Genomic DNA, 12,495 nt, shown 5'->3' on the forward strand with positions numbered 1-12,495 from the left:
TAGAGCGCCTTGAGAGGTCTGAGACCACGGCCGGACTCCTTCCGTGCCGTGTCATCGGTCAGGGCGATCCGCGGCTCCGCCCGAGTGTCCGGGTCAGGGCCGGCCGGCCGCGAGAGCGGTCGCGCGCGCCTCGGGAACGCCCAGCATCAGCAGGCTCGTGACCGTCGCCGCCCGGGCTCCGGAGGCCCCGTTCGCCATCTCGCTGTCCGCGATGGCGACCACGACGCCGTAGGCGACCTGGCTCAGGATGCCCGCCGGCAGGTGGTGCGCGAACACGTCGCTGTCCTGGCCCCGTTCCACGAGGCCGGCGAGGAGCTCGTCGACCGGCCCGAGCAGGCCGTGGATGGCCTCGCCGTACTCGCCCCTGCGCAGCGCCAGCAGCACGCGGTACCGGTGCGCCACCGGCCAGACGCGGGCGATGAATTCGACCCACGCCGCGTCCGCCTCCGCGCCGGCGGCGTCGACCTCGGTGAGCACCGCCGTCATCTCGCCGACGGCCCGTTCCGTGAGGGTCAGGACCAGGTCCAGGCGCGAGGGGAAATGGCCGTAGACCGTGCGGCGGACCACGCCGGCGGCGGCGGCGACGTCGCCCATTCCGGCGTCGGGATTCTCGCCCAGTACATCGAGGGCGACATCGAGGATGCGATCGCGTGTCTCGTTCGTCGAGCGGGCGCGGGAGGACTCGGTGGGCACGACGCCATCATTGCACACCGGCGTGCAATGGAGTAGCTTGCACATCAGTGTGCAACGTGCACACCGATGTGCAATGGGGGTTCCGCCGTGCCGCGAAGCTCAGGAGAAGAGAAGAAGACAATGACCGCACCGACGCCGGGGGCCCCGGCCCTCGTCCGCCCGTTCACCGTCTCGATCCCGGATTCCGAGATCGACGACGTGAAGCGGCGACTGGCCCGAACGCGGTGGCCCGATCCGGAGACGGTGGGAGACTGGTCGCAGGGCGTCCGCGTGGAGAACGCCAGATCGCTGGTCGACTACTGGGAGCACGGCTACGACTGGCGGCGCTTCGAGTCCGCGCTCAATCGCTTCCCCCAGTTCCTCACCGAGATCGACGGTCTTGACATCCACTTCATCCACGTCAGGTCCAAGAACCCCGACGCGATGCCGCTGATCCTCACGCACGGATGGCCGGGCTCGGTCGTCGACTTCCTGAAGCTGATCGGCCCGCTGACCGATCCGGTCTCGTTCGCGGGACGCGCCGCCGATGCGTTCCACGTCGTGATCCCGTCGCTGCCCGGATTCGGGTTCTCCCAGAAGCCCACGGAGACCGGGTGGGACGTGTCGCGCGTCGCCGGCGCGTGGGTGGAGCTTATGAAGCGTCTCGGCTACACGAAATGGGCCGCGCAGGGCGGCGATTGGGGTGCCGTCGTCACGACCGCCCTCGGGGAGATGCGGCCTGAGGGGCTTCTCGGAATCCACCTGAACACGCAGTACGCCTTCCCCGCGCGGATACCCGACACCCTGTCGCCGGAACAGCGCCACGCCGTCGAGACCCTCGCCCTCTACACCGGCGATCTCGGTGGATCGAACCACCTCCAGGGCACGAAGCCGGAGACGGTCGGCTTCGCGCTTGCGGACTCCCCGGCCGGCCAGGCGGCCTGGATCTACGAGAAGTTCCAGTCCAAGACCGACAACCACGGGCTGGCAGAAGACGTCCTCAGCAGGGACGACATGCTCGACGCCATATCCCTCTACTGGTTCACCAACAGCGCGGCGTCGTCCGCCCGCATCTACTGGGAGAACAAGTCCGCCACAGTCGCCGGCCCGAAGCTGACGCTTCCGGTCGCGGTGACCGTCTTCCCTGGCGACGTCCCACGCCTGCCGCGCAGCTGGATCGAAGACACCTACAGCAATCTCATCCACTACGGCGAGGCCGCCAGGGGCGGGCACTTCGCGGCCTTGGAACAGCCCGAGATCCTGGTAGACGAGATCCGCACCGGCCTGCGCCCCCTCCGCTCCTGACGCGGACGGTTCCTGCGGCGGACGGTTCCTGGCGCGGACGGTTCCTGGCGCGGACGGTTCCTGGCGCCGACCGTTCCTGGCGCGGACGGTTCGTGACGCCGACGCGCGAACTCGGGAACGCTTCGTGAGCTGCGAAGTCGCGCCGGTTTCAGGGCGTGCCTGGTTATGCGGCGAGGGCGAGGGCGAGGTTGTGCATAGGGGCGACGAGGCGGGTGTCGATGCCGTTCAGCCTGGAGGCGGAGGAACATTCGGGTCGCATCGTGCACCAAGCCGGCGTCGGTCCCAGCGAGTCAGCCAGGGCCGCGGTTGCCGCTTGTCGGCGTATCTCCCGGTTACTTCGTCAGTGAGTCTGTGCTGACGGTCCGAGTCGTGCCATTGGTGAAGGTGAGAGTGAGGGTGCCGGTCAGCTGGTTGTGGGAGTCGTTGTCCGGCCACCAAGCGGTCCACCTGCCGTACGGGAGTGAGTGGATCTGTTCCACCGTGGCGTGGACGGTGCGCCCGTGATCGCGCACCACGATCGCCTTCACGTCGGAGCCCATTGAGCCGACCGCGTAGTCGAACCGAGCCGGGCCGCTGCCCCGGGAGCCCCGCGTATCCAGCGTGACTCCGTCTGCGGGGACCGCGGCGGGCGGACGGATGGCCACCGCGACGCCCGATCCGTCCGCCGAACCGGCGAGGCAGTACTTCGCACGGCCGTGATTCGTGACGATTACGGAGGTGGTGGACCCACGACGGTCCCAGTTGGTGACGAAGGCCTGCCCGCCCGCCTGGTCGAGGCACCAGCCGAAAGAAGGACCTGGATCGTTCGACTTACTGGTGGCGGTCCACGTGGCGATGTCCGCCGCCGACAGGGCTTCGGGACGGCTTTGCCCGGGCGGATCGGCCCTGACAGCCGTACCGCTCTGCCCCGACGGATCGGCGGTCACGGCGAGGAAAACACCGCCTGCGGCGAGTGCGCCGGCCATCGTGTACGCGGCGCGACGCACGAGCGGGCGGCGGAAAAAGGCGACGACCGACCTGCTGGGCGGCCTGGTGTCGCTCAGAACGGTCCGCAGCAGCCGTTCCTTACGGTCGAGCTCCGCAGCGGAAAGTTCACCGCGCGGTGCGGCGTCGAGCTCGGTGAGACGGGAGAGAAGGTCATGCTTCATGAGGGACTCCTGTCAGCGCGTCGGCGAGAGAGCGGGCGCGCCGGGGACGGCGGGGGCGGTGGGGTTGAGACGGCTGGCGAGGCGCCGCTTGGCGCGCGTGAGGCGCATGGCGTAGGCCGCGCGGGTGCAGCCGAGGACCGTGGCCGCGTCCCGTGCGTTGAGCCCCTCCCAGACGTGCAGTGCGAGAACTTCCCCGTCGGCCGGGGTGAGTGACTGCCAGGCGGAAACGAGATCGATGCGACTGTCCACCCGTGCTGTCGCGTCGACCGCGGGTTCGTGCCCGCCGGCCTCGGCGGCCAGCTGGATATGAACCACGAGTGCGGACTGCCGGCGCATGCTCCGGTCCGCATTCAGCATCACGTTGCGTGCGGCGCCGAACAGCCAGGGCCGCGGATTTTCGGGAATCTCGCGGCGGCGACGCCAGGCAGCGAGGAATGTCTCTCCCACGATGTCGTCGACGTTCATCGGGTGGGCACGGCGGCGCACGAACCGCAGCACGTCCTCGTAGTTGGCCCGGTACAGTTCCGTGAACTGGGCCTCTGTATCGATGGGCATGGTTTCCTTCCGTAGCGCCTGCCCCTACATGTCCACCACCGCCACAAGTGCAACAGGTCCAAGTGAGCGAGTTCTGAGGCCTCCTGCGACGACCGCGCGGCAAACCTGTACGAAAGAAACCCATTTCGGGATCTGCGGAACGGCGGGAGCGGATCGCGTGCCCAGTACTCCAGCCGTAGATCGTGATCTTCGTCGATGACGGCCCAGTCGTAGAAGCGGTGCCCCTTGGCGTCGGCCCCGGCTTGGTCGCGAAGACGGCGTCGGCGTCCCACTTGGCCCGGCCGAGCAGGTGCTGCATGCCGTCCGGACTCGTCTTTCCGGCCCACTCCGGGATCGGCCGGCAGTTCTTGTGCGGCAGGTCCGACAGCGGCCCCAGCACCGGGTTCTTCACCCGGCGCCGGGGGCTCGGCCCGCGCGAACCGGCCCACTATGCGGCCCGTCTGGACCTCGAACGCCTCCTGCCGGCGGACAGGATCGATCCATGTTGTGCTCGGGGGGCTACCGCGTGAGTTTCAGTCTTCACAGACCGATGGGCGGCTGGCTGTCGATGCGGTCGGCGAGTGTGCGCAGTTCGTCTGTGTAGGTGGTCCAGACGTCGCGGAGGAGGAGGTGTCCGGCGCCCGGCAGGGTCCGCAGGCGGGCGTGGGGGATGGCGGCGGCGATGTGGCGTGCGGCCGATACGCGCAGTAGCGGGTCTTGTTCTCCGTGCAGTACCAGGGTCGGTGCGGTGATTCTGGCGAGTGGGCCGCCGTGCCACTTCGCGCCGATCTGGCGGCTCTGTGCCTTCTGGTCGCGGAAGCTGGTGACCTGGTGTGCGGCTTCTTTGTCCACGAACTCGCGCACGTCGTGCTCGTCGATGTGCTGGCCAGGTGCGGCCAGGATGCGGGCGACGGCCAGGGCCAGGTCGATGTTGCCCTGGGGGGTCTGGGGGTGATGCAGCCTGGTGAAGCGGGCCAGGGGTGCCAGGCGCAGGTAGCGCAGGACACTCAGTCCTTTCGCGTCGCTGGGGACGGCTGCGGAGGTGGTGAGGGTGTGTACGCGGTGTGGATGGCGGATCGCGATGCGCTGGACGACGAGGCCGCCCATGGAGTGGCCGAAGAGGTGTGCGCGCTCCCAGCCGAGGGCGTCGAGGACGGCGACCGCGTCGTCGGCCAGGTCCTCACCGCTGTAGGCGGGGGGCGTGTGGCGCAGGAGGGCTGCGGCCGGCGGGCCCACGGGCTGGTCGGGCAGGTGCGTGGACTGACCGGCGTCGCGCTGGTCGTAGGCCACGACGTGGAAGCCGCGGTGCACGAGGTCGTTGACCAGTCCTTCCGGCCACCAGAACCGTGACGTTCCCAGTCCCATGACCAGTAGCAGTGGGTCGCCGCCGGTTCCGCCGAGGTCTTCGAAGGCGATCTGGATTCCGTCGTTGTGCGCGAAGTGCGGCATGGCGACTCCTTTCATCTCATCGTTCGCAAACACTGTTCGCGAACACTGTACTTGGAAGGGTAGGGTGGCGGCAACGCGGGAGGTGGCAGTGGCAGGACAGCGGGAACCGGTGATCTGGTTGCGGCCGGAGCAGGCACCGGTCGGACGCCCGGCGGAGCGCAGCCGCGCCGAAATCACCGCCGCTGCGGTGGAACTGGCCGACCGGGAGGGCCTGGACGCCGTCTCCATGCGCCGCCTCGCCGGAGCCCTGGGCACGGGTGCTGCCTCGCTCTACCGCTACGTGGCCACCCGCGACGACCTGCTCGACCTGATGATCGACAGCACCGCCGGCGAATACCGCCTGCCCGCCCCGAGCGACGACTGGCAGGCGGACCTTCTGGAAATCGCCCTCCAGGCCCGGCAGATCATGCGGCGCCACCCCTGGCTGCCGATCCTGGTCGTCACGCGTCCCGCCCTCGGCCCGCACGGGACCGACCTGCTTGAGCACCTGCTCGACGTACTGGCCGGCCATCCGGCCGAGCCCGCCCGCAAACTCGAGGCATTCGCCGTACTGAACGCTCTGACCGCACTGTTCGTCCAGAACGAACTGGCCGCAGCCGACCCCGACGCCCAGCGCCAGTCCGCCTACCTGAGCCACGTGGCCACCGCAGGCACCCACCCCCGCATCTCCGCCCTGCTCGCCGCCACCCAGGCCGAACACCCCTCCGGCGACCGCTTCGCCACCGTCCTCACACGCGCTCTGACCGGAGTACTGGGCTGACGCCACCACAGCCCCAACACGCAAGCGACGGTGCCGGTGTCGACCGCGGTCTCGACACCCCACGCATCACGGAAAATGCCCGCTTCGCGGTCTTCTGCAAGACGCTTTAGAGCCAGCCCTGCCGGCGGGCGGCGCGTACCGCCTCCATGCGGTTGCGGGTGCCGGTCTTGCCGATCGCGGACGACAGGTAGTTGCGCACCGTCGACTCGGACAGGTGCAGCCGCCCCGCGATGTCCGCGACGGTCGCACCGTCGGCCGCCGCGTTCAGCGCGTCGCGCTCGCGGGCCGTCAGCGGACTGGGGCCCGCGCTCAGCGCGGCGGCGGCGAGGCCCGGGTCGATCACGGTCTCGCCCCCTAGCACCCGCCGGATCGAACCGGCCAGCCCCTCCACGGGGCCGTCCTTGACGAGGAATCCCGCCGCGCCCGCCTCCATGGCGCGGCGCAGATAACCGGGCCTGCCGAACGTGGTGAGGATCAGCACCCGGCACTCTGGCAGCCGCTCGCGCAGCTCGGCGGCGGCGTCGAGCCCACTGCGGCCCGGCAGTTCGATGTCGAGCAGCGCCACGTCGGGCCGCGCCGTCAGCGCCTCGGGCACGATCGCGTCCCCGGTGCCGACCTGGGCGACGATCTCCAGATCGTCCTCCATGCCGAGCAGCAGGGCGAGCGCGCCCCGCATCATGCCCTGGTCCTCGGCGAGGAGGATGCGCACACGCCGCCCTGCGGTCTCCGTCATGCGCCCAGGTTAGAGGGCGCCCTCGCGCTGTCCGGCCGGTCGGGCGGGCAGGTGGAGAGCGGTGATGCCGGCGAGGACGAGATCGATCCCGGCGAGGAACTGCTCACGGTCGTCGTGGTCGCGCAGCTGGTTCGCGACGGCACGGGTGAACGGATAGGCGTCGGGTTCCAGTTCTTCCCAGCTCGTCGATACGGAGTCGAGGAACGCGCCGCGGTCCATGCCGGGCGGGAGATCGCGCCCGATCGCGGAGTTCACCGCGTTCTGGGCGGCGGCGCCGAGGATGTAGTGCACCAGCAGCGAGGTGGCGGTGAACCAGCCGGCCTCGGGCACGCCGAGCGCCTGGACCTGGCGCCCGACGCTCTCGAAGATCCGCGGTGGCACCGGCCCCCGGGGGTTGCCGGCGAACTGCGCGGTGAGCTGCGTGGCGAGCCACGGGTGTGCGTCGATCGCGTCGAACAGGCCGAGAGCGACGGCCCGGACCCGCTGCCGCGGCGAGTCCGGGGACCCTGCGGGGTCGATGTCTGAAGCAGCCGCCGGGGTGTCTGCGGGGTAGGCGGCGCCGTCATCGACGGTGGCGGGGCCGGTGCCCGTGGCGGTGGCGGGGCCGGTGGCCGTGCCGCCTGCGGGAGCGGAGTCCGGACCGGAGTCCGGAGCGGAGTCCGGAGCGGAACCCGGACCGGAGCCCGGGGCAGAACCCGGAGTGGCGGCTGGAACCGAGTCCCGAACCGAGTCCGGAGCCGAGCCCAGAGCGTCAGCGACGACCGCGTCGGTGACCGCGCCCAGCAGCTCGCTCTTGTTCGCCACATGCCAGTAGATCGCGCCGGGCCCGGTGGCGAGGCGCTCGGTGAGCGCCCGGAACGTCAGCCCGCCCTCGCCCGCCGTGTCGAGCAGCTCGACGGCGGCCTCGACGATGCGCTCCCTGGAGAGTGCCTCCGTACGCCGCTGTGACCGGCGCGTCCGCGTTGCCATACGGCCCATCTTGACATGCCTGGAGCGCTGTTCCAACATTGGAACGTCATACCAGAATGGAACGGCATACCAGAGAACGGCCGGGCGTCACCGGGCGGACTCGGACCCGAAGGAGCCCACCATGCGTACCCCCGTCACGATCATCGGCGCCGGACTCGGCGGCCTCACGCTCGCCCGCGTCCTGCACGTCCACGGCGTGCGCGCCACCGTCTACGAGGCCGAGCCCTCCCCGTCCTCCCGCGCACAGGGCGGGCTGCTCGACATCCACGAGAACAACGGCCTACGGGCGCTGGAGGCGGCGGGCCTGACAGACGAGTTCCGCGGCCTCGTCCTGGAGGGCCGTGAGGCGATGCGCGTCCTCGCCACGGACGGGACCGTCCTACTGGACCAGCCCGACGACGGTACGGGCGGCCGCCCCGAGGTGCAGCGCGGTGAGCTGCGCCGGATGCTGATCGACTCGCTCCCGGCCGGCACCGTCCGCTGGAACCACAAGGTCAGCGCCACCCGTACCCTCGGTGACGGCAGCCACGAGGTGACCTTCGCCGACGGCACCACCGTCACCACCGGGCTGCTGGTCGGCGCGGACGGCGCGTGGTCCCGGGTACGGCCGCTGCTCTCGGACGCGACACCCGAGTACACCGGCATGTCGTTCGTGGAGACCTATCTGTACGACGCCGACACCCGCCACCCCGCCGCTTCCCGCGCCGTCGGTGGCGGGGCCCTCTGCTCGCTCGCGCCGGGGAAGGGCATCCAGGCCCACCGCGAGCGCGGCGACACACTCCACACCTACGTGGCGCTCCGCAGGACCCGGGACTGGTTCGCGGCGATCGACTTCACCGACCCCGCGGCGGCGGCCGGACGGATCGCCGAGGAGTTCGCCGGCTGGGCGCCTGAACTCACCGCGCTGATCACCGACGCCGACACCCCGCCGGTCCTGCGACCGCTCAACGCCCTTCCCGACAAGCACCGTTGGGACCGGGTGCCGGGAGTGACCCTGCTCGGCGACGCCGCCCACCTGATGATTCCGTCCGGCGAGGGGGCCAACCTCGCCATGTACGACGGTGCCGAACTCGGCGAGGCCCTCGCCGCCCGCCCGGGCGACACCGAGGCGGCGCTCACCGACTACGAGCGGGCCATGTTCTCCCGCGGCGGCGCGGAGGCCGTCGAGGCCACCCACCTCCACGAGCTCATGTTCGGCCAGGACACCCCCCGGAGCCTGATCGACATGTTCACAGGACACGGACGGCCCGAGTAGGCCACACGCCGTGCGGGCCCAGGGCCGCCAAGGGCGCCGGCGCCACCGGGACCGGGTTCAGTGGCCGGGATCGGCCTCCTCCGCGAACCGGCGCCCGATGCGCCACCGGGGCGTGCGGTCCCCGGTGGCGGCGTCGGACGCGGGTCCGCCGCCGGGGTCCGCGGGCAGCTCGGCCGTCACCCGGAAGCCCGGCGCAGTCCGCTCGCTCGCCAGGGAGCCGCCCGCCGCCGCGAGCCGTTCGCGCAGACCCTTCAGGCCCGTACCGGTCGACGACTTCACCAGATCCGGGTGCACGCCCACGCCGTCGTCCGCGACCGTCACCCGTACCCGCTGCCCGGAGGCGGACACCACGATCTCGCAGTGCGCCGCCCCGCTGTGCCGCACCACATTCGTCACGGCCTCCCGCACCACCCAGCCGAGCAGCGCCTCCGTCTGAGGCTCCAGCGGCCGGCCCGACTGCCGTACGACCGTCTCGACGCCCGCGGCGGCCAGCGCGGACCGCGCCCGGTCCAGGTCGTTCGCGAGTGAGCCCTCGCGGTACCCCGTCACCGCCTCCCGCACCTCGGCCAGCGCCTGCCTGCCCACCGACTCGATGTCCCCGACCTGGGTCAGCGCGTCGTCCAGCCGGACCGGTGCCAGCCTGCGCGCCGCCTCCGCCTTGACCACGATCACCGACAGCGTGTGGCCCAGCAGGTCGTGCAGGTCGCGCGAGAACCGCAGCCGCTCCTGCTCCACCGCGGAGCGGGCCAGTTCCTGGCGCGTCGCCCTCAGCTGCACCACGGTCTCCGACAGGGTCAGGATCGCCGCCGTCACCATCATGGAGATCGCCGTCCCGTACGCGATGGCGACCGCGCCCCACCCGTCGTGGTACGAGGCGATGCCGGCCGCCGCGCAGCCCAGCACCACCGCTCCCCACCCGAGCGCCCTGCCGCGCAGCACCGCGCCGCAGGCCAGCCCGAACAACGGCAGGAACAGCAGCCACGAACCGCCGTAGAACCCGGCGAGCCCGAACGTGATCAGGCCCATCAGCACGATCATCCAGCGGATCTCGGGCCGTGCGCGCTTCTCCGGCACGAAGGAACGGAACACGACCGACACGTAGAGGCTGTTGAAGAGGAACAGGCCGATCCCGCCGATCCACGGGTCAGGTGTCTTGCCCTGCACGATGTTGGAGAACGAGCCGAGGCCGAGCAGCAGCCACGGCACCATGGCGAAGCCGCCGGGCGGGCCGGGCCTGCGGGCGGCCCGCCCGCACCTGGCCGCGTCCGCTCGGAAGGCCCCCGCGTCCCCCGACACGGCCTCTCCCGCGCCACCGTCGTACCCCGCGCCGCCTTCGTACCCCGTACGTTCCGTCGGCTGCTCCCGCCGCCGTTCCCTGAGCATCCGGGGCAGCGCGGGAAACGGCGGAACCGGGAAGTCCCGCAGGATCAGCGGCTCCCGCCGCTTCCGGTCCTTCGTCATGTCGTCGTCCTCGCAGACCTGCGATAGGAGATCAGAGCGTACGTAGCGCACACCGCGAGCCACCCCGGCAACACGGCCACCGCCTTGGCGCCGGGGGCGGAACCGGACGCCGTGGACCGGCCGAGCGACGCGAACCGGTTCGCCGGTGTGAACTCCGTCCATCTCATGCACTCGACGCTACGGGGCGCCCGGCGCCCGCGGCAGATGCGAATGTCCATCAAACGGCCAGTACAAATGTCACGGCTCACGGCTCACGGCTCACGGCTCACGGCTCAGGGCTCACGGCTCACGGCATGCGGAAGGGGGGGGCCCCGGCACTGCCGCAGCACTGCCGGAGACGGCCCCTCCGCGTCGTCCCTGTTCGTCCGGCCGCCCGGCTGTTCGTCCGGCGGCCGGCTGTCAGTCCGGCTGATCGTCTGAGGCCGGGGCCGGCCCGCCGGTCGTCGGACCCGCGGCGCCCGGCGTCAGACCGTGGTCTTCACCGGACGACGGTGTTTGCCGTGCGCCTGCGACGCCGATTCGTCGCCGGACGCCGCGCCCCCGCGGTGCTTTGCGTGGCTCCCGGCTTCACCCTGATCGGCGGTCCCGGACTGCGGACGCTCCTCGGCGGTGCGGTTTCGGGTTTCGGACATGGTGGGAAGTCACCCCGTTGTGGTCGCTGCTTGTGGTGGCTCAGGGCTCCGCTCGGTCCGCGACTACCGCGCACCCCGACGACCGCACCCACGGCGCGGCTACCGATGGTGTCCGGTCGGTACGACCGCGTGACCCCGGTCGAATTCTAGCCATGTGCGCCTTGGCCACTGGTCGACGCCCGCCCCACCGCCCCCTGTTGCCGGAGGGGCGCCTGTTGCAGGGGAACCGGTCTGTACGGGGAAGGACCGTGTTCCGTCCCGTGTGGTTCCCCGTTCGGCGCGCGGGTTGCGGAGAGGGGAGCGCCGGTGGGGCCGCAGGGGGCTGTTGTGACATCGGTCTCCCTGGCCGAAACCGGCGTGTCGACCCCGGCTCCGCTTTCCCCGGCGCCGCCCGCGTCCGCCTCGCCCGCCGAGTCCTCCCGCGCCGCCTCCTGGGGGGTGCGGCGCGGTGTGTGCCGAAGTGTGTCCCGTGAGCTGTCCCATGGGCTGTCCTGCGGTCTGTTCCGGGGATCGTCCCGGGGGTTGTCACGGGGCGTGTCCCGGGGCGTGTCCTGTGGGGCGGGCAGTTCCGCCACCGCGCACGGTGCGGCGGCGGTCGCGTACGGCAGCCTGAGTACACCCTCCGCGGTCCACAGCCCGGCCCCGGCCAGCCAGCCGGGCGGCGGGGGCAGCAAGTGCAGCCGCCGCCCCGCGGGCCGCCACACACCGAGGCACGTACCGCCCGCCCCGTCGACCCGGAAGGCCACCGCGCACGTCTCCGGTGTGAGCGCCTGCCCCGGCTGCACCGCGAACGGTGTGACGACCCGGCCCCCGAGTCGCAGGCACTCCGGGAAGCGCACCGGCCGCATGCTGCCGAGCACGCCCCAGCCGACCCTGTCGTGCCCCGGCGCGTTCGAGCGGATGAGCAGCAGGCCGCTGTCGGGGTCGGCCATCAGCAGCCGGTCGTCGCTGTCCTCGGCGATCTGGAGCAGGGGCGACAACTCGCCACCGCGCCCCAGGTCCACGGCGACGGCTTTCACGACGCCGCCGGCCTCCCGGTCGAGCGCGAGGAGCCGCCCCGTACGGTCCAGCCAGGCACCGCCGGAGCAGCGGCCCGGCACCTGCGTGACCAGTTCGGGCCCGAAGGCCCCGCCCGCCACCAGCCAGAGAGCGGTGGTGTGGGCACCGGGCGCCAGCGCGTAGACGAGATCCCCGCCCGGCACGGGCGGCAGCAGGGTGAGCCGCGGGCACGCGACGGCGCCGAGCGGCACCTCACCGGTGCCGGGCCCGGTCGGGTAGAGCAGCGAGAACGCGTACCTGTCCGCGACCTTGCGGCAGATGAGCACGCGGCCGTCGGCCAGCGGCTGTACCTGGCTGTCCGGCTCCTCCGGCTGGTCGAGGGGGAGCGGCACGGCGTACGGCTCGGGCCCCTCCAGGGTCCAGCGCTCCGGGAACCAGACGGCGGGCGCCCCGGCAGGCGCGCCGGGAGCGCGCGCAGGGGCCAGGCGCGCGGCGTAGGCGCCCTCCGCCGCGACGGTCAGAGCCGGGAGCGGCCGGGCCGCCGGCAAGCGCCGGGGCGCGGGGGCGGGGGCGGCCCG

The 12,495-nt window shown here is 71.7% G+C and carries 10 protein-coding genes and 4 pseudogenes; 3 read left to right on the forward strand and 11 right to left on the reverse strand.

Annotated features, from left to right (window positions below; all coding sequences use genetic code 11):
• Positions 1 to 93: 93 nt before the first annotated feature.
• Positions 94 to 693 (reverse strand): TetR/AcrR family transcriptional regulator, encoded by a 600-nt coding sequence (locus LCE31_RS12560; protein WP_225014290.1) that lies wholly within the window; start codon positions 691 to 693, stop codon positions 94 to 96.
• A 120-nt stretch (positions 694 to 813) separates the two neighbouring features.
• Between LCE31_RS12560 and LCE31_RS12565 the strand changes: the two genes are divergently transcribed.
• Positions 814 to 1,977, forward strand: coding sequence for an epoxide hydrolase family protein (locus LCE31_RS12565; RefSeq protein ID WP_225014291.1), 1,164 nt, complete (start codon positions 814 to 816; stop codon positions 1,975 to 1,977).
• Between the two features lie 332 nt (positions 1,978 to 2,309).
• Here LCE31_RS12565 and LCE31_RS12570 read toward each other — a convergent pair whose 3' ends face one another.
• The 4 genes and pseudogenes from LCE31_RS12570 to LCE31_RS12585 all read right to left on the reverse strand — a co-directional run bounded on the left by LCE31_RS12570 (position 2,310) and on the right by LCE31_RS12585 (position 5,108).
• Complete coding sequence (locus LCE31_RS12570; RefSeq protein WP_225014292.1) at positions 2,310 to 3,125, reverse strand: hypothetical protein; 816 nt, start codon at positions 3,123 to 3,125, stop codon at positions 2,310 to 2,312.
• Positions 3,126 to 3,137: 12 nt separating this feature from the next.
• Positions 3,138 to 3,680 carry an RNA polymerase sigma factor gene (locus LCE31_RS12575; RefSeq protein ID WP_225014293.1) on the reverse strand — a complete coding sequence of 181 codons (543 nt, stop codon included), beginning with the start codon at positions 3,678 to 3,680 and terminating at the stop codon, positions 3,138 to 3,140.
• Between the two features lie 253 nt (positions 3,681 to 3,933).
• Positions 3,934 to 4,159 (reverse strand): annotated as a pseudogene (locus LCE31_RS41515) (IS701 family transposase); the annotation flags it as partial.
• Between the two features lie 40 nt (positions 4,160 to 4,199).
• Positions 4,200 to 5,108 (reverse strand): alpha/beta fold hydrolase, encoded by a 909-nt coding sequence (locus tag LCE31_RS12585; RefSeq protein WP_225014294.1) that lies wholly within the window; start codon positions 5,106 to 5,108, stop codon positions 4,200 to 4,202.
• An 88-nt stretch (positions 5,109 to 5,196) separates the two neighbouring features.
• Here LCE31_RS12585 and LCE31_RS12590 point away from each other — a divergent pair, with 88 nt between their 5' ends.
• Positions 5,197 to 5,868 carry a TetR/AcrR family transcriptional regulator gene (locus LCE31_RS12590; protein WP_225014295.1) on the forward strand — a complete coding sequence of 224 codons (672 nt, stop codon included), beginning with the start codon at positions 5,197 to 5,199 and terminating at the stop codon, positions 5,866 to 5,868.
• A gap of 106 nt (positions 5,869 to 5,974) precedes the next feature.
• Here the strand turns inward: LCE31_RS12590 and LCE31_RS12595 are convergent, their stop codons facing one another.
• From LCE31_RS12595 to LCE31_RS41210, 3 genes and pseudogenes are all read right to left on the reverse strand, one after another.
• Positions 5,975 to 6,601, reverse strand: a complete 627-nt coding sequence (locus LCE31_RS12595) for a response regulator transcription factor (protein WP_225014296.1) — start codon at positions 6,599 to 6,601, stop codon at positions 5,975 to 5,977.
• Positions 6,602 to 6,610: 9 nt separating this feature from the next.
• Positions 6,611 to 7,114: pseudogene (locus LCE31_RS12600) on the reverse strand (TetR/AcrR family transcriptional regulator C-terminal domain-containing protein); the annotation flags it as partial.
• A 222-nt stretch (positions 7,115 to 7,336) separates the two neighbouring features.
• A pseudogene (locus LCE31_RS41210) lies at positions 7,337 to 7,570 on the reverse strand (TetR family transcriptional regulator); the annotation flags it as partial.
• A gap of 121 nt (positions 7,571 to 7,691) precedes the next feature.
• Here LCE31_RS41210 and LCE31_RS12605 point away from each other — a divergent pair.
• Positions 7,692 to 8,825, forward strand: coding sequence for an FAD-dependent oxidoreductase (locus LCE31_RS12605; protein ID WP_225014298.1), 1,134 nt, complete (start codon positions 7,692 to 7,694; stop codon positions 8,823 to 8,825).
• Between the two features lie 57 nt (positions 8,826 to 8,882).
• On the opposite strand, the gene LCE31_RS12610 is transcribed toward LCE31_RS12605, so the two are convergent.
• The 3 genes and pseudogenes from LCE31_RS12610 to LCE31_RS12620 form a co-directional block, all read right to left on the reverse strand.
• Complete coding sequence (locus tag LCE31_RS12610) at positions 8,883 to 10,286, reverse strand: sensor histidine kinase (protein ID WP_225014299.1); 1,404 nt, start codon at positions 10,284 to 10,286, stop codon at positions 8,883 to 8,885.
• Positions 10,283 to 10,453 carry a hypothetical protein gene (locus LCE31_RS12615; RefSeq protein WP_225014300.1) on the reverse strand — a complete coding sequence of 57 codons (171 nt, stop codon included), beginning with the start codon at positions 10,451 to 10,453 and terminating at the stop codon, positions 10,283 to 10,285. Before LCE31_RS12615 ends, LCE31_RS12610 begins: the two co-directional genes overlap by 4 nt.
• A gap of 611 nt (positions 10,454 to 11,064) precedes the next feature.
• Positions 11,065 to 12,495: pseudogene (locus LCE31_RS12620) on the reverse strand (hypothetical protein); the annotation flags it as partial.

Source organism: Streptomyces sp. 8L (genome assembly GCF_020176795.1).
In the GTDB taxonomy this organism is placed as follows: Bacteria; Actinomycetota; Actinomycetes; order Streptomycetales; family Streptomycetaceae; genus Streptomyces.

What these genes read in the sequence shown, in the direction of transcription:
- LCE31_RS12565 (WP_225014291.1), top strand. Translation starts at nt 814, where the DNA reads ATGACCGCACCGACGCCGGGGGCCCCGGCCCTCGTCCGCCCGTTCACC.
- LCE31_RS12570 (WP_225014292.1), bottom strand. Translation starts at nt 3,125, where the DNA reads ATGAAGCATGACCTTCTCTCCCGTCTCACCGAGCTCGACGCCGCACCG.
- LCE31_RS12575 (WP_225014293.1), bottom strand. Translation starts at nt 3,680, where the DNA reads ATGCCCATCGATACAGAGGCCCAGTTCACGGAACTGTACCGGGCCAAC.
- LCE31_RS12585 (WP_225014294.1), bottom strand. Translation starts at nt 5,108, where the DNA reads ATGCCGCACTTCGCGCACAACGACGGAATCCAGATCGCCTTCGAAGAC.
- LCE31_RS12595 (WP_225014296.1), bottom strand. Translation starts at nt 6,601, where the DNA reads ATGACGGAGACCGCAGGGCGGCGTGTGCGCATCCTCCTCGCCGAGGAC.
- LCE31_RS12605 (WP_225014298.1), top strand. Translation starts at nt 7,692, where the DNA reads ATGCGTACCCCCGTCACGATCATCGGCGCCGGACTCGGCGGCCTCACG.
- LCE31_RS12610 (WP_225014299.1), bottom strand. Translation starts at nt 10,286, where the DNA reads ATGACGAAGGACCGGAAGCGGCGGGAGCCGCTGATCCTGCGGGACTTC.
- LCE31_RS12615 (WP_225014300.1), bottom strand. Translation starts at nt 10,453, where the DNA reads ATGAGATGGACGGAGTTCACACCGGCGAACCGGTTCGCGTCGCTCGGC.